Source organism: Streptococcus thalassemiae (assembly GCF_903645285.1).
Classification (GTDB): Bacteria; Bacillota; Bacilli; order Lactobacillales; family Streptococcaceae; genus Streptococcus; species Streptococcus thalassemiae.
The window spans coordinates 65,462-83,237 of the sequence record NZ_CAHJXN010000002.1 but is presented as its reverse complement, the minus strand read 5'-3'; the positions used below and the strand labels follow the sequence as shown (position 1 = coordinate 83,237).

Below are 17,776 nucleotides of genomic sequence, written 5' to 3'. Positions count from 1 at the left end.
AGATGAAAGAAGCTATAATTGAGTGGAAGGATTTCTCTTTCCGGTATGAAACACAACAAGAACCGACCTTGCAAGGGGTGGACTTGACCATTTACAAGGGAGAGAAAGTCTTAATTGTTGGGCCATCTGGGTCAGGTAAGTCTACCTTGGGTCAGTGTTTGAATGGGATTATTCCCAATATTTACAAGGGTCAAACGTCTGGAGAATTTTTGATCAAGGGCCAAGCCGCCTTTGATATGAGCATCTATGATAAATCTCATCTAGTCAGCACAGTTTTACAGGATACAGATGGGCAGTTTATCGGTTTATCCGTGGCAGAGGATTTGGCTTTTGCTCTGGAAAATGACGTGAAAGCTCTAGATGAGATGAAAAGTCGTGTTCATAAATGGGCTGAAAAGCTGGACCTTCTTTCTTTACTGTCTCAGCGTCCTCAGGATTTGTCAGGTGGACAAAAGCAGCGAGTCAGTCTGGCTGGTGTCTTGATTGATGAGAGTCCGATTCTTTTGTTTGATGAGCCACTCGCCAATCTGGATCCCAAGTCAGGTCAGGATATTATTGAATTGATTGATCAGATTCATAAGGAAGAAGGAACGACGACTCTTATTATCGAGCACCGTTTGGAGGACGTTCTGCATCGTCCTGTGGATCGGATTGTCTTGATCAATGATGGTCGTATTCTCTTTAATGGGAGCCCTGACCAGTTACTTTCGACTGATTTATTGACACAAAATGGAATTCGGGAACCCCTTTATCTAACGACTCTCCGTCAATTGGGTGTGGATTTAGCCAAGGAAGAACAATTAGCGAATCTGGATAACATGTCTATCTCAAAAGGTCAGGTTCAGTTGCAGAATGAACTGGCAAAAGAAACCCTAGAATTGCAGTCACTCTTTAAATTAGAGGACGTGTCTTTTTCTTATGATGATAGACCGATTTTAAAATTCATTCATTTAGATATTAAAAAGGGTGAAAAAATTGCCATTGTCGGAAAAAATGGAGCAGGGAAGTCAACTCTAGCCAAGGCCTTAAGTAGCTTTATCCAGACTGAAGGCCACTATCTTTGGGAAGGACAGGATATAAAAGGAGATTCTGTTGCAGAGCGGGCGGAACGAGTAGGCTATGTACTACAAAATCCCAATCAAATGATTTCGACCAACATGATTTTTGATGAAGTGGCTCTGGGACTTCGCTTGCGAGGTGTGAACGAGCAGGAAATTGAAACAAGAGTCTATGAAACCTTGAGAATTTGTGGGCTTTATGAATTCCGTAATTGGCCTATTTCTGCCCTGTCATTTGGTCAGAAAAAACGTGTGACTATTGCTTCGATTTTGGTCTTAGGGGCTGAAATTATCCTCTTAGATGAACCGACAGCAGGTCAAGACCAGAAGAACTATACTGAGATTATGGAATTTCTCGAAGAGCTGCATCAAAAAGGGCATACGATTGTCATGATTACGCATGATATGCAATTGATGCTGGATTATTCAGACCGAGCCCTTGTTATGGTGGATGGGGAATTGATTGCCGATACTGATCCAGCTAGTCTGTTGAGCAATCCTGAGCTGTTAGTAAAAGCCAATCTAAAAGAAACTTCTATCTTCAACTTGGCAAAGAAACTCGACGTGGATCCACTTGCTTTAACGGCATTTTATAAAGAAAGGAGAGAAGGATGCAAGCTAAACTAATTGGTTACCAGCATAGATATACTGTGATTCATCGCTTGTCAGGAGCTGCTAAACTCCTCTTTTTCATCCTTGTATCATTGGCGGCCATGATTAGCTATGATACTAGACTGCTTGTTCTGATTGCCATCTTTTCGGTCTTTCTCCTCTATTTATCACAAATCCGCTTTAAAGATGTTTCCTTTGTGGCCGTTTTTGCGACGGTATTTGCCGTTTTAAATGTCTTGATGGTCTATCTCTTTTCTCCCGAGTATGGGGTTGGACTTTACGGAGAGAGAAGTGTGATTTGGCAGGGAATCGGAGCCTACACTCTGACCAGCCAAGAACTCTTTTATCTGCTAAATCTGGTCATTAAGTATCTTTGCACTATTCCTCTGGCTATTATCTTTTTGATGACAACTCATCCTAGTCAGTTTGCTTCCAGTTTAAATCAAATTGGTGTGCCTTATAAGATTGCCTATTCAGTCAGTCTGACCTTGCGCTATATTCCAGATTTGCAGGAAGAATTCTTTACTATCAAGATGTCTCAGGAAGCGCGTGGGATGGAATTATCCAAGAAAGCTTCTCTTATGCAACGAATCAAAGGCAATCTGCGCATTATTACGCCCTTGATTTTTAGCTCGCTAGAACGCATTGATACCATTGCGACCGCCATGGAACTTCGACGCTTTGGGAAAGAGAAAAAACGCACATGGTATAGTTATCAGGCCTTGAAAAAAGGAGACTATCTTACCTTGCTCTTGGCAACCTTGTTTTTAGTAGCTAGTTTACTACTTATCTTGCAGAATCAGGGACGATTTTACAACCCTTGGAAATAGCTTGAAAAAATTGAAAAAATCAAGTCGTTTCTATTGACAATGATTCTGAAAGTGTTATACTAAGAAAGTAGTTTCGCTGATTTACTTCAAACCTGTTGTGAGGTAAGTTAACGATGCCTTAACCACGCTGTTTGCTGAGCTTGACTCCGGGCAGTGTGGCTATTTTTTTGCAATGTTGAAAGGAAGCAAGTCATGACAAATCACATTGTATTATTTGAACCTCAAATTCCACAAAATACAGGCAATATCGCGCGTACTTGTGCTGCGACCAATTCTCCTCTCCACATCATCAAGCCCATGGGATTTCCTATCGATGACCGCAAGATGAAGCGAGCTGGATTGGATTATTGGGATAAGCTAGAGATTTATTTTTACGAGAGTTTAGAAGATTTCATGTCTCAGATGAAGGGCAAACTCTATCTGATTTCGAAATTCGCTGAGAACGTGTATTCTGAGGTGGATTTATCGACTGACGAGGACCACTATTTTCTCTTTGGACGTGAAGACAAGGGTTTGCCGGAGGACTTTATGCGCGAACATCCTGAAAAGGCTCTCCGTATTCCTATGAATGATGAACATGTCCGCAGTCTCAATGTGTCGAATACTGTCTGCATGATTGTCTACGAAGCCCTCCGCCAGCAGAACTTTGCAGGTCTTGAGCTCGTTCATACCTATGAAGCAGATAAATTGAAATAAAAAATGAAAATGAACAAAATGCTTGCGCTTGCAAGCGTTTTTTGTTATGATAAAAGAGTCTTCAGGGCAGGGTGTGATTCCCGACCGGCGGTAAATTTGCCTAGCTATTTTAGCTTTCTCGTCGTTGTCTTGTCTCGATATACTTTAAGTATTATCTTCGACTGCGACGCCTAGATAAATCTAAAATATCTTAGCCAAATAAGTCCGCGAGCGCAAGCTGATGTGGTGAGATTCCACAACCGACAGTATAGTCTGGATGGGAGAAGACGAAAGAATAGCTTTGTCTGTTCTGATAGATTTATAGCTGAACTGTAACCGCTTGCTTGAATTTTCTTAATAGAGTGAGAGGGAAGATTTGGGATATAAAAAGTGAGAATAGATAGAGAAATCCTTTCTAACTTCTTCTGATTTTATAGAAAATTGGAGGAACCTGTTATGACAAACACACGTCGACTTTCGACCATTGCGATTTTATCAGCCATCTCATTTGTGCTGATGTACTTTGACTTTCCGCTTTTGCCAGCGGCGTCCTTCCTCAAGATCGAATTTAGTATCTTGCCAGTCCTTGTGGGCTTGGTGGTCATGGATCTGCCTGCTGCTCTAGGAATTCTCTTGCTTCGCTCACTCTTGAAATTGCTTCTTAATAGTCAAGGAGTGAATACTTACATTGGTTTGCCGATGAATATCGTAGCTTTGGGAGTTTTTGTCATCGTATTTGCTTTGATTTGGAAAAAGGAACGGACAACCCTTCGTTTCCTACTAGGCTCTCTAGCTGGGACTATTGGTTTAACCGTGGCAATGTTAGTTCTCAACTATGTTTACGCTGTTCCTTTGTACGCTAAGTTTGCTAACTTTGATATTGGAAAAATTTTGGGACTTTCCAACTACCTAATGACTATGGTGTTACCTTTTAACTTGATTGAGGGTGTAATCTTTTCCGTTTCATTCTGGTTGTTGTACGTCCTTTTGAAACCAACCTTAAAACATTATGAAAGATAAACAAATATTTTTAATGAAGGGCAGTTTTGCCCTTTTACTTTTCGTTATTCTTGGCTACATGGTCAAATTTTACCCTGAAATGTTGATCGGTTTTGACCAACCGATACAGACTGCCGTTCGAGGAGACTTACCAGATTATTTGACTATTCTTTTCCGAGCCATTACACGCCTGATTGATATTCCAGTGATTATCACTTGGGTTGTGATTACAGTTTTTGTCTTTTATCGTAAGAGGTGGAAGATAGAAAGTTTCTTCATGCTGGGAAATCTGGCTTTGGCAGGACTTTTAATCGTGACCTTTAAAAATATCTACCAGCGCCCGCGACCAGCTATTTTACATCTGGTAGAGGAGAAGGGATTTTCTTTCCCAAGTGGCCATTCTCTGGCTGTAACTTTGATGGTAGGTACTCTAATTGTCATTGTCAGTCAACGAATTAAAAATCCAGTCTGGAGAAAAATCGTACAAATCGTCCTTGGCCTCTACCTAGTCAGTGTGTTGGTATCAAGGGTCTATCTGGGAGTTCATTATCCATCAGACGTTCTTGCCAGTCTCTGTGTGGGTTTGGGAGTCCTGTTTGTAGAGTTTCCTTTCTATGACAAGCTACGCTTCCAATGGCGATTTAAATGTAAACAGAAGTGAGTATCAAATTCCCTTGAGGAGAAAGAAATGAAAGTCAGTATAGCAGATCTTCATCCGACTCAACTATACTTATCAGAAAAGAAACTAGCAGGCATCCAGACACTTTACCAGTCGGCAGAAGCGATCCAAGTTGATCCAATTAGTATTCTTGCCTTTGGAAATTGCTTGTTGATTACAGATGGGCATCACAGGGCTTATCAGGCTTTATTGGCAGGTCGGGATACGATTTCTGCTGAGTGGGATAGAGATGGTGGTGATGAACTATATCATCTCTATGCGCAAGCTTGCGAGGAAAGAAAGATTTACTCTGTTTTTGATTTAAAAAATCATATCTTAGATCAAGATGGGTATGAAGCAAAATGGTATAATTGGTGTGATGGTTTTAATCAAGCAGTAACTCTTTTGTTGAAAAGGAAAGCAGATGAAACGGATTTTACAAATAGATAATGCACTGCGTCTTGTTCCTTATGATAAGGTCAATCATTGTGAAGAAGCTTTTGCTTGGTATCAGGATGTGAACTTGGTTTACCTCGTAGATGGGGTGAAGAGACCTTATAGTCCAGCGACCCTGGAAGCTATGTATTCTTATTTGGATAAGCATGGAGAGCTTTTTTGGATTGAAGTCAAGGAGAAGGGAGAATGGTTTCCAATTGGGGATGTTACACTATCTCAGGATAATCTCCCCATTGTGATTGGGAATTCCGCTTACCAACATCGAGGACTTGGAAAAAAGATTCTAAGTGCTTTGATTGAATTGGCTCGAGTAAAAGGATGGAAAGAATTGAGAGTCAAGGAAATCTACACCTACAATCATGCTTCTAGGAGGTGTTTCAAGTCGCTTGGATTTGTGGAAAATGGAGCAACAGAAAAAGGAAGGAGTTTTGTACTGAAATTAGTCTAATCCTGCCATTTTCTCCCCCTTAACCTTTGACTATTCTGCAAAATTATCGTAAAATAAAGAGTAAATGATAAAATGAGGTCAGAGTCTGTTCGCTCTGGCGATAGTAGTATAAATGAGGAGAAACGCTTTGGAATTAGAAGTATTTGCTGGGCAAGAAAAAAGTGAACTATCTATGATTGAGGTAGCGCGTGCTATCTTGGAACTTCGTGGTCGCGATCATGAGATGCATTTTAGCGATCTTGTAAACGAAATTCAAAACTACCTTGGAACATCAAACAGCGATATCCGCGAAGCCTTGCCTCTGTTCTACACAGAGTTGAACTTTGACGGTAGCTTCATCTCACTTGGAGACAACAAATGGGGCCTTCGTTCATGGTATGGTGTGGACGAAATCGACGAAGAGATCATCGCTCTTGAAGAAAATGATGACGATGAAGTGGCACCAAAAGCTAAGAAAAAACGTGTCAATGCCTTTATGGATGGCGATTCAGATGCTATTGACTACAATGCAGATGATCCAGAAGACGAAGATGCATACGAAGCAGATCCAGCTCTTTCATACGATGATGAAAATCCAGATGATGAGAAAAATGAAGTGGAAGCTTACGATGCAGAAATCAACGAAATCGCTCCTGATGACTTGGGTGAAGACGTGGATCTCAACGAGGAAGATGACGAGTTCTCAGAAGATGATGCTGAAACCAGCGAGGAATAAAAGTTAGCTATTGACAATTATCCTATTTTTAGGTATCATATTGTTCGGGCACCTCTTTTAGAGGTCGGGGCTCCCTAGTTTTTAGGGAGCTATTTTTGTTTTTTCAAGAAGTTATCTTCTTGTATTTTATACTCAATGAAAATCAAAGAGCAAACTAGGAAACTAGCCGCAGGTTGCTCAAAACACTGTTTTGAGGTTGTAGATAAGACTGACAAAGTCAGGAACACATATCTACGGCAAGGCGACGTTGACGCGGTTTGAAGAGATTTTCGAAGAGTATTAGTTGTGAATCTGGTGCAGTAGTCCCAGATTATTCTTATTAGTAGGGTCTTGTTTTCTATGTCCCCTCGTAGTTAACAAGGCCTTGAGCATTTTAGAAAGAGGAATCTATGTCTACGAAATATATTTTTGTAACTGGTGGTGTGGTATCGTCTATTGGGAAAGGGATTGTGGCAGCAAGTCTGGGCCGTCTCTTGAAAAATCGTGGTCTCAAAGTAACCATTCAAAAATTTGACCCTTATATCAATATCGATCCGGGAACTATGAGTCCTTATCAGCACGGGGAAGTTTTTGTGACAGATGACGGAGCTGAGACAGATTTGGACTTGGGTCACTATGAACGTTTCATCGATATCAATCTCAACAAATATTCCAACGTGACAACTGGGAAAATTTACAGTGAAGTGCTTCGTAAAGAACGCCGTGGAGAATACCTTGGGGCAACTGTTCAGGTCATTCCTCATATCACAGATGCTTTGAAAGAAAAAATTAAGCGTGCCGCTCTAACGACCGACTCTGATGTCATTATCACAGAGGTTGGTGGAACCGTTGGGGATATCGAGTCCTTGCCATTTTTAGAGGCCCTTCGTCAGATGAAGGCAGATGTGGGTGCGGATAATGTCATGTACATCCATACAACCTTGCTTCCATACCTCAAGGCTGCTGGTGAAATGAAGACCAAACCAACTCAACACTCTGTAAAAGAATTGCGTGGATTGGGAATCCAACCAAATATGTTGGTTATTCGTACAGAAGAGCCGGCTGGTCAAGGAATTAAAAATAAACTAGCCCAGTTCTGTGATGTGGCACCAGAAGCCGTTATCGAATCGTTGGATGTCGAACATCTTTACCAAATTCCGCTGAATTTGCAGGCGCAAGGTATGGACCAAATTGTCTGTGACCATTTGAAATTAGACGCACCAGTAGCAGATATGACAGAATGGTCAGCCATGGTGGACAAGGTCATGAACCTCAAGAAACAAGTTAAAATTTCCCTTGTCGGTAAGTATGTTGAACTGCAAGATGCCTACATTTCTGTGGTTGAAGCCTTGAAACACTCTGGTTATGCCAACGACGCAGAAGTTAAAATCAATTGGATCAATGCCAATGATGTGACAGCAGAGAATGTGGCAGAGCTCTTGTCTGATGCGGACGGAATTATCGTACCAGGTGGTTTTGGTCAACGTGGTACGGAAGGGAAAATCCAAGCCATTCGCTATGCGCGTGAAAATGACGTTCCAATGTTGGGTGTCTGCTTGGGAATGCAGTTAACTTGTATCGAATTTGCTCGTCACGTTTTAGGTCTTGAAGGTGCCAATTCTGCAGAGCTTGCACCAGAAACAAAATACCCTATCATTGATATCATGCGTGATCAGATTGATGTTGAGGATATGGGGGGAACCCTTCGCTTGGGGCTTTATCCATCTAAGTTGAAACGTGGCTCTAAGGCAGCAGCTGCTTATCACAATCAAGAAGTGGTGCAACGCCGTCACCGTCACCGTTATGAGTTTAACAATGCCTTCCGTGAGCAGTTTGAGGCAGCAGGTTTTGTCTTCTCAGGAGTTTCGCCAGACAATCGTTTGGTCGAAATCGTGGAAATTCCTGAAAATAAATTCTTTGTAGCGTGTCAGTATCACCCTGAACTGTCAAGTCGTCCAAATCGTCCAGAAGAACTCTACACTGCCTTTATTACTGCAGCGGTTGAGAACAGCAATTAGCAAAATCAGAACCTTTGAGAAGAATCTCAGAGGTTTTTTGCATACAATGATATTGCAGTATATCTGAGTTAGGAGTCCTCTGTATGTACCTGCTACCGTTGAAATCAATAGCGACTCCCTCTTGCCCTGTGCTAGTGAATGGATTTATCAGTATATTGAAGTGAAATAAAATCTGAACAAATTAATTCGGAAAGCCAAATCAATTTCTAGAAATATTTTAGCAGTCAAGGTGTACTGTTATAGATTCAATACACTATACTTTTTTAATTTAATCCACTATATCTGCAGAATACTCTCTCAGTTTCATTCAGCCTAGTCTTGCTTAGGAAAAGCAAAAAGCCATCCCATTCAGGATAGCTTCTTGGTTCTTAGATTTGTTCTGCAAAAACCTTTTCAGCAAGGTTCATAGCGTGGTCTGATACACGAGTGTAGTGTGAGATGATGTCGATAAAGTTGACCCCAGCTTGTGTTGAACATTCGCCTTTGTTGAGGCGTTTGATGTGGGTTTTTCTGAGAACACGTTCTATCTTATTGATTGCTTCATGGCGTTCTACAAGACTGCGTGCTTTTTCAATATCATTGTTTTCCACACTATCCAGAGCATCTTTGATAAAGTCACTAGTTTGACGATAAACTTCCTCTAATTCTTTCAAGGCAGCATCAGAAAATTCAACATTTTTCCGTTGAAGATAGTCAGTTAGATTGAGTAGAGCCTCCGCGTGGTCTCCAATCCGTTCCAAATCACGGGAGGAATCAAGGATATTGGTGAGAACTTCGCTTTCTTTTTGACTGAGAGCTTCGCTTGAAAGGGCAATGAGATAACGTGTTAATTGCTCATCGATGGTGTTAATGGCTTCTTCGGTTTTATGCCCTTTTTCAGCTACATTTTTATCCAAGTCAATGATATACTTATAGGAAAGGTCAAAGGCTTTAGCAGCGTAGTTTCCTAAGTGCAAGAGCTCTTTCTTAGCATTTCCGAGAGCGATAGATGGGGCTTGTTTGATGAAATGTTCATCAAGATATAAGGGTTCGTATTTGACAACCTCGTCTTCTCCAGGAATAATCTTGGTTACAAAGTAAGCCAGAGCTCCGATAAATGGAAATTGGACAATGGTGTTGGTAATATTAAAAGTTCCGTGAGCAAAGGCGATGGTCATTTCTGGTGCTAGATTTAGCGTAGATTCAAACCAATGAATCAGGGCTGTAAAAGGAACTAGAAAAATAACGCAGACGACTGTTCCGATAACGTTGAAGGCAACATGAGCTCCTGCTACCCGTTTAGCTGCAATATTAGCACCTAAAGAGGCAATGATGGCTGTAATGGTTGTCCCGATATTGTCACCAAATAGAACTGGCAAAGCTCCTTGCAGGTCAATGAGATTGCTGGCGTAGAGGTTTTGTAAAATCCCGATGGTAGCCGAGGAAGCTTGAATCAGTAAGGTCAAGCCGGTACCGACAAAGACACCCAAAACAGGATTCTTACTTAGCTCAATCATATAGTCTTTAAAGACCTGTAAATCTTTGAGTGGAGCCATTGCACCGCTCATGAGATTGAGGGCAAAAAAGATACCACCGACACCAAAGAGGATGCGTCCGATATTATTGACTGTCCGATTTTTTGTAAAGAAGAGACAGACAGCACCGATAAAGAGCATAGGCAGGGCATAGTCACCTAGTTTAAACCCAATAAGAAAGGATGTGACTGTTGTCCCGATATTAGCCCCCATGACAATTCCGATAGCCTGACGTAAGGTTAGGAGACCGGCACTGACCAGACCGACTGTGATAACTGTTACACCAGAACTAGACTGAATTAGAGCAGTCATCCCAATACCAACCAGAACTCCAAAGAAAGGATTACTAGTATATTTGTCAATGTAAAAACGAAGGCGATCTCCAGCAGCTTGTTGCAAACCGTCTCCCATGGTCTTGATACTATATAAGAATAGCCCCAGACCACCTAAAAAGTGAAATAAAATTTCCTGCCAATTAATGGACATTTCTTTTTCCTCCGAAAAATAATCGCGGAATATCTCCTATTCTATTTTAAAGGATAAAAGTAAATCTAACAAGTGTTAAGCTAAGATTTTAGAAAGAAAATTCGTGAGAAAAAGCAAAAATAATATACTCTAGCATGCCACAAAGATTAAATATCGAAAAATCTTGTGAAATCTTTCCTTATATTTCCAAAGTGTGATATAATAGTTTCGAATAAAATAAATAAAGGGGTTTTTGTAACATGGCAAAACTTACTGTTAAAGACGTTGACTTGAAAGGTAAAAAAGTCCTCGTTCGTGTTGACTTCAACGTACCATTGAAAGATGGCGTAATCACTAACGACAACCGTATCACAGCAGCTCTTCCAACTATTAAGTACATCATCGAACAAGGTGGACGTGCAATTCTTTTCTCTCACCTTGGACGTGTGAAAGAAGAAGCTGATAAAGCTGGTAAATCACTTGCTCCTGTAGCTGCTGACTTGGCAGCAAAACTTGGTCAAGATGTTGTGTTCCCAGGTGTCACTCGTGGTGCTGAATTGGAAGCAGCTATCAACGCTCTTGAAGATGGACAAGTTCTCTTGGTTGAAAACACTCGTTATGAAGATGTTGACGGCAAGAAAGAATCTAAAAACGATCCTGAACTTGGTAAATACTGGGCATCACTTGGAGATGGTATCTTCGTAAACGATGCATTCGGTACAGCTCACCGTGCACACGCATCTAACGTTGGTATCTCAGCAAATGTTGAAAAAGCAGTTGCTGGTTTCCTTCTTGAAAACGAAATTGCCTACATCCAAGAAGCAGTTGAAACTCCAGAACGTCCATTCGTAGCAATCCTTGGTGGTTCAAAAGTTTCAGACAAGATCGGTGTTATCGAAAACTTGCTTGAAAAAGCTGATAAAGTCCTTATCGGTGGTGGTATGACTTACACATTCTACAAAGCACAAGGTATCGAAATCGGTAACTCACTTGTAGAAGAAGACAAATTGGATGTTGCGAAAGCTCTTCTTGAAAAAGCAAACGGTAAATTGATCTTGCCAGTTGACTCTAAAGAAGCTAACGCATTTGCTGGTTACACTGAAGTGCGTGACACTGAAGGTGAAGCAGTTTCTGAAGGCTTCCTTGGTCTTGACATCGGTCCAAAATCTATCGCTAAATTTGACGAAGCTTTGACTGGTGCCAAAACAGTTGTATGGAACGGACCTATGGGTGTATTTGAAAACCCAGACTTCCAAGCTGGTACAATCGGTGTGATGGATGCTATCGTGAAACAACCAGGCGTTAAATCAATCATCGGTGGTGGTGACTCAGCTGCCGCAGCGATTAACCTTGGTCGTGCAGACAAATTCTCATGGATTAGTACGGGCGGAGGCGCTTCAATGGAGCTTCTCGAAGGTAAAGTTCTTCCAGGACTTGCAGCCTTGACAGAAAAATAAGATTTTATAAACAAATCAAAGAAGAGAGGAATGAAAGTTCCTCTTTTCTTTTGCTTAAAATAAAAACGCTTCATCTCAACTATTACTCATAAAATCAGTCAATTTATGATAAAATGGAAATAGAAAGTTGAGATTATGAGTTATTTTAAAAAATATAAATTCGATAAATCCCAGTTCAAACTTGGTATGCGAACCTTTAAAACAGGTATTGCTGTTTTTCTAGTTCTCTTGATTTTTGGCTTTTTTGGTTGGAAAGGTCTTCAAATTGGTGCTTTGACAGCTGTTTTTAGCCTGAGGGAGAGTTTTGATAAGAGTGTTCATTTTGGGACTTCGCGTATTCTAGGAAATAGTATCGGTGGCCTCTATGCCTTGGTTTTCTTCTTATTAAATACCTTTTTCCACGAAGCCTTTTGGGTGACCTTGGTAGTTGTTCCAATCTGCACCATGTTAACCATTATGACAAATGTAGCCATGAATAATAAAGCAGGGGTTATTGGTGGTGTAGCAGCTATGTTAATCATTACCCTATCGATCCCGAGTGGCGAAACAATTTTGTACGTATTTGCGCGTGTATCAGAAACGTTCATGGGAGTTTTTGTCGCAATTCTCGTAAATTACGACATTGATCGTATTCGTCTCTTTTTAGAGAAAAAAGAAAAATAATGTTACATTTTATAACATTATCAATTGACGTTTATCTTTTTTTAGACTATAATAGACAGAAAGAAGGAAATTGTAAATGAAGGAAAAAGAATTTCGCCGAAATATGGCTGTTTTTCCTATCGGCAGTGTTATGAAGTTGACTGATCTATCGGCGCGTCAGATTCGTTATTATGAAGATCAAGAGTTGATTAAGCCTGATCGAAACGAAGGGAACCGTCGCATGTATTCCTTGAATGACATGGATCGTCTACTTGAAATCAAAGATTATCTCTCTGAAGGTTATAATATCGCTGCCATTAAGAAAAAATATGCTGAACGTGAAGCGAAATCCAAGAAAGCGGTGAGTCAGACTGAGGTGCGTCGTGCACTTCACAATGAACTCCTCCAACAGGGTCGCTTTGCTTCAGTACAGTCACCTTTTGGTCGCGGTTAGGCAACCGTAAGTAGTCATACATTAAGGAGAAAACTCATGCCAATCACAGCTGCAGATATTCGTCGTGAAGTCAAGGAAAAAAATGTTACCTTTATTCGTCTCATGTTTTCAGATATTTTGGGAACCATGAAAAACGTCGAAATTCCTGCTACAGATGAACAATTAGATAAGGTCTTGTCAAATAAGGCTATGTTTGATGGATCTTCTATTGAAGGTTTTGTACGTATCAATGAGTCGGATATGTACTTGTACCCAGACTTGGATACATGGACAGTCTTCCCGTGGGGAGATGAAAATGGAAGTGTTGCAGGTTTGATCTGTGATGTCTATACAACAGAAGGTGAACCATTTGCAGGGGACCCTCGTGGTAATTTGAAACGTGCTCTTCGTCACATGGAAGAAGTGGGATTCAAATCCTTCAACCTTGGTCCAGAGCCAGAATTCTTCCTATTTAAACTAGATGAAAATGGTGATCCAACACTTGAAGTAAATGACAAGGGTGGCTACTTTGATTTGGCGCCTACTGACCTTGCGGACAATACACGTCGTGAGATTGTCAATGTCTTGACCAAAATGGGATTTGAAGTAGAAGCGAGTCACCACGAGGTTGCGGTTGGACAACATGAGATTGACTTCAAGTACGATGAAGTTCTCCGTGCTTGTGATAAGATTCAAATCTTTAAACTTGTTGTTAAAACCATTGCTCGCAAACACGGACTTTACGCAACCTTTATGGCGAAACCAAAATTTGGTATTGCCGGATCAGGTATGCACTGTAATATGTCCTTGTTTGATGCAGAAGGAAACAATGCCTTCTTTGATCCAAATGATCCAAAAGGAATGCAGTTGTCAGAAACGGCCTACCATTTCCTTGGCGGTTTGATCAAGCATGCCTACAACTATACTGCTATCATGAATCCAACGGTTAACTCATACAAACGTTTGGTTCCAGGTTATGAAGCGCCTGTTTACATTGCTTGGGCTGGTCGTAACCGTTCGCCACTTGTGCGTGTACCTGCTTCACGTGGTATGGGAACTCGTCTTGAGTTGCGTTCAGTAGATCCGATGGCAAACCCATATATTGCTATGGCAGTTCTTTTGGAAGTTGGTTTGCATGGTATTGAGAATAAAATCGAAGCACCAGCTCCTATCGAAGAAAATATCTACATCATGACAGCAGAAGAGCGTAAGGAAGCTGGTATTACAGACCTTCCATCAACTCTTCACAACGCTTTGAAAGCTTTGACAGAAGATGAGGTTGTCAGAGCAGCTCTTGGAGAACACATCTATACTAGTTTCCTTGAAGCCAAACGAATCGAATGGGCAAGTTATGCAACCTTCGTTTCACAATGGGAAATTGATAATTATTTAGACCTTTACTAATATAGAGGAAAGATTACCTGTGGGTGATCTTTTTTCTTGTGTTTTATATCGAGGTGTGATATATTTTGTATAACGAAGTGCGATATATCGAACTGAATAGGAGGTGCTTATAAATGGAATTAACGGATAAGATTCGTCGAGTTTATCTTCCGATGACGGAAACGGGCTTTTATATCTTGTTCTGTCTGCAAAAGGAAGGTCATGGTTATAGTATTGCGCAAAAGGTTAAGGAGATGACAGATTCGCAGGTTTCGATTAGTCCTGGAACTATGTATGGAACCTTGTCAAAAATGGAAAAGGATGGTTTGATTTCCTTTGTCCGAGAAGAGGAAAAACGAAAAATCTATCAGATAACAGACTTGGGACGAAAAGTCTTAGATATTGAATTGAAGCGTATTAAACGGCTCTATAGAAACAGTCGGGAGGAAGTATGATGGAAAAGAAAGTTGTTTATCGACTTTTTACAATTGCGGATTATGAGAGGGAGGCTCTATACTTTAGAGAAATGCATGCTAAGGGCTGGAAACTTAGAAAAGTAAGCTATTCTATCTTATTGTTTGCAGTTAAGTATACCTTTGAAAAGGGTCACCCTGAGCAAGTGTCTTATCAGTTGGACTTTTATCCCATGAAAAAATCAGATAGAGCCTCCTATTTACAATTATTTAAAGACTGTGGCTGGGAGCATATTACAGACTTTAATGGTTTTTCCTACTTTAGAAAACTTCATTCTGGAATTGAGTCGGATGCTGAGTTTGAAATTTATAATGACGCGGCCGGGAAGTTAGCGGTGGTCAAACGGATTTTAACGAGGCGGATGCTTCCTATTTTGCTTCTCTTTTTAGCTCTACTACCGGTTTTCTCAAGGTTTGTCAGTGGAGCTAGTTCTTTCAGTTGGGAAGTGTTTTTGATTTTCATAATAGATTGGGTTTTATTGATAGTTTTTGCGATTCAGATTTCTTATATTTTTTGGAGATTGAGTCAAAAGTGGAAAGAATTATCTAATAAATAACGCCAGGCATGTTTTCTAATTTTGGGGTAAGACAATGAATAGCAGAGTAGAATTTCGGATTTTCACCATTGTTGATTTGGACAAGGAAGAAGAATATTTGCATGAGATGCACTTGAAAGGCTGGAGATATAGAACGAGTTGTTTTGGTTTGTTCTATTTTGACCAATGTCAACCAGACGATGTCATCTACTGTATCTATGATTCTAGATTTCTTAAAAAGCATAAGCATGAACTGCAAGATTTTAGAAATAGAGGTTGGGAATTGATAGGAGCAGGTTCTTGTTCGATTCTTCGTAAATCGTCTTCTAATTTACTTCCAGAGGATCAAGTCTATATGAGTAAGGGGCACAGATGGGAAGTTATGCGATATAGATTTCGTTCATGTGCAGCTACTTTCTTAGGTGGTCTTGTTGTTTGTATAAGTTTATTTAAAGAAGAACTTTCTATGTCTTTCTTCGTTATTTTTCTTTTATATGCTTTAATGATTTCTTATCTAATCTATGGTTATTTCAGATTAAAAATGAAATACTAAGTAGATGAATAGCAAGGTTCTAGGTCTTCAGACTGATTTTTAGCACTCTTGATAAAAGAGTGCTAATTTTTTGAGTTTTTATCTTGACATTCTTTTTTAAGGGTGTATAATAGAATCATGAGTTAGCACTTAAGTATATCGAGTGCTAATTGATCAGACAGAGAGGAGTGATGAGGTGGTTACAGAGCGTCAGCAGGATATTTTAAATCTGATTATTGACATCTTTACCAAAACGCACGAACCTGTCGGATCCAAAGCCTTGCAAGAGTCTATTAACTCTAGCAGTGCAACCATTCGTAATGACATGGCGGCTCTAGAAAAGCAAGGTTTGCTTGAGAAGGCTCATACTTCAAGTGGTCGGATGCCAAGTGTTGCTGGTTTTCAGTACTATGTAAAACACTCACTGGATTTTGACCGACTAGCTGAAAATGAGGTATATGAGATTGTCAAAGCCTTTGACCAGGAATTCTTCAAATTGGAGGATATTCTGCAAGAGGCTGCTAATCTACTGACAGACTTGAGTGGCTGTACGGTAGTAGCACTGGATGTTGAGCCGAGCAGGCAACGTTTGACAGCCTTTGATATCGTTGTTTTGGGGCAACATACAGCCTTGGCAGTATTTACCCTAGACGAGTCGCGAACGGTTACTAGTCAGTTTCTGATTCCAAGGAACTTTTTACAGGAGGATTTGCTGAAGCTGAAGAGCATCATTCAGGAACGTTTCCTCGGTCATACTGTTCTAGATATTCACTACAAGATTCGGACGGAGATTCCGCAGATTATCCAGCGTTACTTTACAACAACGGACAATGTTATCGATCTCTTTGAACATATCTTTAAGGAAATGTTCAATGAAAACATTGTGGTGGCGGGCAAGGTTAATCTCTTGAATTTTGCCAATCTGGCAGCTTATCAGTTCTTTGACCAACCGCAAAAGGTGGCTCTGGAGATTCGTGAGGGGTTGCGTGAGGATCAGATGCAAAACGTCCGTGTTGCAGACAGTCAAGAGTCCTGTCTAGCTGACCTAGCGGTGATTAGTAGCAAGTTCCTCATTCCTTATCGGGGAGTTGGAATTCTAGCCATTATCGGTCCTGTTAATCTGGATTATCAGCAGCTAATCAACCAAGTCAACGTAGTCAACCGTGTTTTGACCATGAAGTTGACAGATTTTTACCGCTACCTCAGCAGTAATCATTACGAAGTACATTAAGATTGAAATCATTAAAGGAGGCGAAAATGGCCCAAGATATAAAAAATGAAGAAGTAGAAGAAGTCCAAGAAGAGGAAGTTGTGGAAACGGTAGAAGAAACAACTCCTGAGAAATCTGAGTTGGACTTGGCAAATGAACGTGCAGATGAGTTCGAAAACAAATACCTTCGCGCTCATGCAGAAATGCAAAATATCCAACGCCGTGCCAATGAAGAGCGTCAAAACTTACAACGTTATCGTAGTCAGGACTTGGCAAAAGCAATCTTACCATCGCTCGACAACCTTGAGCGTGCACTCGCAGTTGAAGGTTTGACAGATGATGTGAAGAAGGGCTTGGAAATGGTGCAAGAAAGCTTGATTCACGCTTTGAAAGAAGAAGGAATCGAAGAAATCGCAGCTGACGGTGAATTTGACCATAACTACCATATGGCTATCCAAACTCTCCCAGCAGATGATGAACACCTAGCAGATACTATCGCCCAAGTCTTCCAAAAAGGCTACAAACTCCATGATCGCATCCTGCGCCCAGCAATGGTAGTGGTGTATAGCTAAGATACAAAGCCCGTATAAAGCTTACAGTAAAAATAGGAGATTGACGAAGTGTTCGGTTAGGCAATTCTGACGGTAGCTGAAGCAACTCGTCGTCGAAATAAAATTGATTTC

General features: G+C 40.7%; 19 protein-coding genes and 1 riboswitch. Of the genes, 18 read left to right on the top strand and 1 reads right to left on the bottom strand.

Features of this window, described 5'->3' with window-relative positions; genetic code table 11:
* Positions 1–2: 2 nt before the first annotated feature.
* The 9 genes from HWX15_RS03020 to HWX15_RS02980 all read left to right on the top strand — a co-directional run bounded on the left by HWX15_RS03020 (position 3) and on the right by HWX15_RS02980 (position 8,448).
* A complete protein-coding gene (locus tag HWX15_RS03020) occupies positions 3–1,685 on the top strand; it encodes an ABC transporter ATP-binding protein (protein WP_175880239.1) in 1,683 nt (560 codons plus the stop codon).
* Entirely contained in the window at positions 1,670–2,500 is an 831-nt protein-coding gene (locus HWX15_RS03015; RefSeq protein WP_175880238.1) for an energy-coupling factor transporter transmembrane component T family protein, read from the top strand. Before HWX15_RS03020 ends, HWX15_RS03015 begins: the two co-directional genes overlap by 16 nt.
* A 192-nt stretch (positions 2,501–2,692) precedes the next feature.
* On the top strand, positions 2,693–3,196 hold the full coding sequence (locus tag HWX15_RS03010) for a tRNA (cytidine(34)-2'-O)-methyltransferase (RefSeq protein WP_175880237.1): 504 nt from the start codon (positions 2,693–2,695) through the stop codon (positions 3,194–3,196).
* A 53-nt stretch (positions 3,197–3,249) separates the two neighbouring features.
* A riboswitch (FMN riboswitch) is annotated at positions 3,250–3,468 on the top strand.
* Positions 3,469–3,631: 163 nt separating this feature from the next.
* Entirely contained in the window at positions 3,632–4,195 is a 564-nt protein-coding gene (locus HWX15_RS03005; protein WP_000185823.1) for an ECF transporter S component, read from the top strand.
* Positions 4,185–4,835 carry a phosphatase PAP2 family protein gene (locus tag HWX15_RS03000; RefSeq protein WP_303048044.1) on the top strand — a complete coding sequence of 217 codons (651 nt, stop codon included), beginning with the start codon at positions 4,185–4,187 and terminating at the stop codon, positions 4,833–4,835. The genes HWX15_RS03005 and HWX15_RS03000 overlap by 11 nt, the downstream gene beginning before the upstream one ends.
* A gap of 27 nt (positions 4,836–4,862) precedes the next feature.
* Entirely contained in the window at positions 4,863–5,282 is a 420-nt protein-coding gene (locus HWX15_RS02995) for a chromosome partitioning protein ParB (protein ID WP_175880235.1), read from the top strand.
* 4 nt (positions 5,283–5,286) lie between these two features.
* Positions 5,287–5,736, top strand: coding sequence for a GNAT family N-acetyltransferase (locus tag HWX15_RS02990; protein ID WP_175880451.1), 450 nt, complete (start codon positions 5,287–5,289; stop codon positions 5,734–5,736).
* Positions 5,737–5,863: 127 nt separating this feature from the next.
* The gene (gene rpoE, locus HWX15_RS02985; RefSeq protein WP_049512146.1) at positions 5,864–6,451 is read left to right on the top strand and encodes a DNA-directed RNA polymerase subunit delta; all 588 of its coding nucleotides are present in this window, start codon (positions 5,864–5,866) and stop codon (positions 6,449–6,451) included.
* A 389-nt stretch (positions 6,452–6,840) separates the two neighbouring features.
* Positions 6,841–8,448, top strand: coding sequence for a CTP synthase (locus tag HWX15_RS02980; RefSeq protein ID WP_057487515.1), 1,608 nt, complete (start codon positions 6,841–6,843; stop codon positions 8,446–8,448).
* A 368-nt stretch (positions 8,449–8,816) separates the two neighbouring features.
* Here the strand turns inward: HWX15_RS02980 and HWX15_RS02975 are convergent, their stop codons facing one another.
* Positions 8,817–10,448 carry a Na/Pi cotransporter family protein gene (locus HWX15_RS02975; RefSeq protein WP_175880234.1) on the bottom strand — a complete coding sequence of 544 codons (1,632 nt, stop codon included), beginning with the start codon at positions 10,446–10,448 and terminating at the stop codon, positions 8,817–8,819.
* A 239-nt stretch (positions 10,449–10,687) separates the two neighbouring features.
* Here HWX15_RS02975 and HWX15_RS02970 point away from each other — a divergent pair, with 239 nt between their 5' ends.
* From HWX15_RS02970 to grpE, 9 genes are all read left to right on the top strand, one after another.
* Positions 10,688–11,884: a phosphoglycerate kinase gene (locus HWX15_RS02970; protein ID WP_001096743.1), complete on the top strand. Its 1,197-nt coding sequence runs from the start codon at positions 10,688–10,690 to the stop codon at positions 11,882–11,884.
* A gap of 135 nt (positions 11,885–12,019) precedes the next feature.
* Positions 12,020–12,547 carry an FUSC family protein gene (locus HWX15_RS02965; RefSeq protein WP_000119915.1) on the top strand — a complete coding sequence of 176 codons (528 nt, stop codon included), beginning with the start codon at positions 12,020–12,022 and terminating at the stop codon, positions 12,545–12,547.
* Between the two features lie 76 nt (positions 12,548–12,623).
* On the top strand, positions 12,624–12,980 hold the full coding sequence (glnR, locus tag HWX15_RS02960) for a transcriptional repressor GlnR (protein WP_081529909.1): 357 nt from the start codon (positions 12,624–12,626) through the stop codon (positions 12,978–12,980).
* A gap of 36 nt (positions 12,981–13,016) precedes the next feature.
* Positions 13,017–14,363 carry a type I glutamate--ammonia ligase gene (glnA, locus tag HWX15_RS02955; protein WP_001122886.1) on the top strand — a complete coding sequence of 449 codons (1,347 nt, stop codon included), beginning with the start codon at positions 13,017–13,019 and terminating at the stop codon, positions 14,361–14,363.
* Positions 14,364–14,476: 113 nt separating this feature from the next.
* Positions 14,477–14,797 (top strand): PadR family transcriptional regulator, encoded by a 321-nt coding sequence (locus HWX15_RS02950; protein WP_175880233.1) that lies wholly within the window; start codon positions 14,477–14,479, stop codon positions 14,795–14,797.
* Positions 14,797–15,372 carry a DUF2812 domain-containing protein gene (locus HWX15_RS10230; RefSeq protein WP_175880232.1) on the top strand — a complete coding sequence of 192 codons (576 nt, stop codon included), beginning with the start codon at positions 14,797–14,799 and terminating at the stop codon, positions 15,370–15,372. The genes HWX15_RS02950 and HWX15_RS10230 overlap by 1 nt, the downstream gene beginning before the upstream one ends.
* A 34-nt stretch (positions 15,373–15,406) precedes the next feature.
* Positions 15,407–15,904, top strand: a complete 498-nt coding sequence (locus HWX15_RS02940) for a DUF2812 domain-containing protein (RefSeq protein WP_175880231.1) — start codon at positions 15,407–15,409, stop codon at positions 15,902–15,904.
* A gap of 175 nt (positions 15,905–16,079) precedes the next feature.
* Positions 16,080–17,114: a heat-inducible transcriptional repressor HrcA gene (hrcA, locus tag HWX15_RS02935; protein WP_000255759.1), complete on the top strand. Its 1,035-nt coding sequence runs from the start codon at positions 16,080–16,082 to the stop codon at positions 17,112–17,114.
* A gap of 26 nt (positions 17,115–17,140) precedes the next feature.
* On the top strand, positions 17,141–17,665 hold the full coding sequence (grpE, locus tag HWX15_RS02930) for a nucleotide exchange factor GrpE (protein WP_175880230.1): 525 nt from the start codon (positions 17,141–17,143) through the stop codon (positions 17,663–17,665).
* The last annotated feature ends 111 nt before the right edge of the window (positions 17,666–17,776 follow it).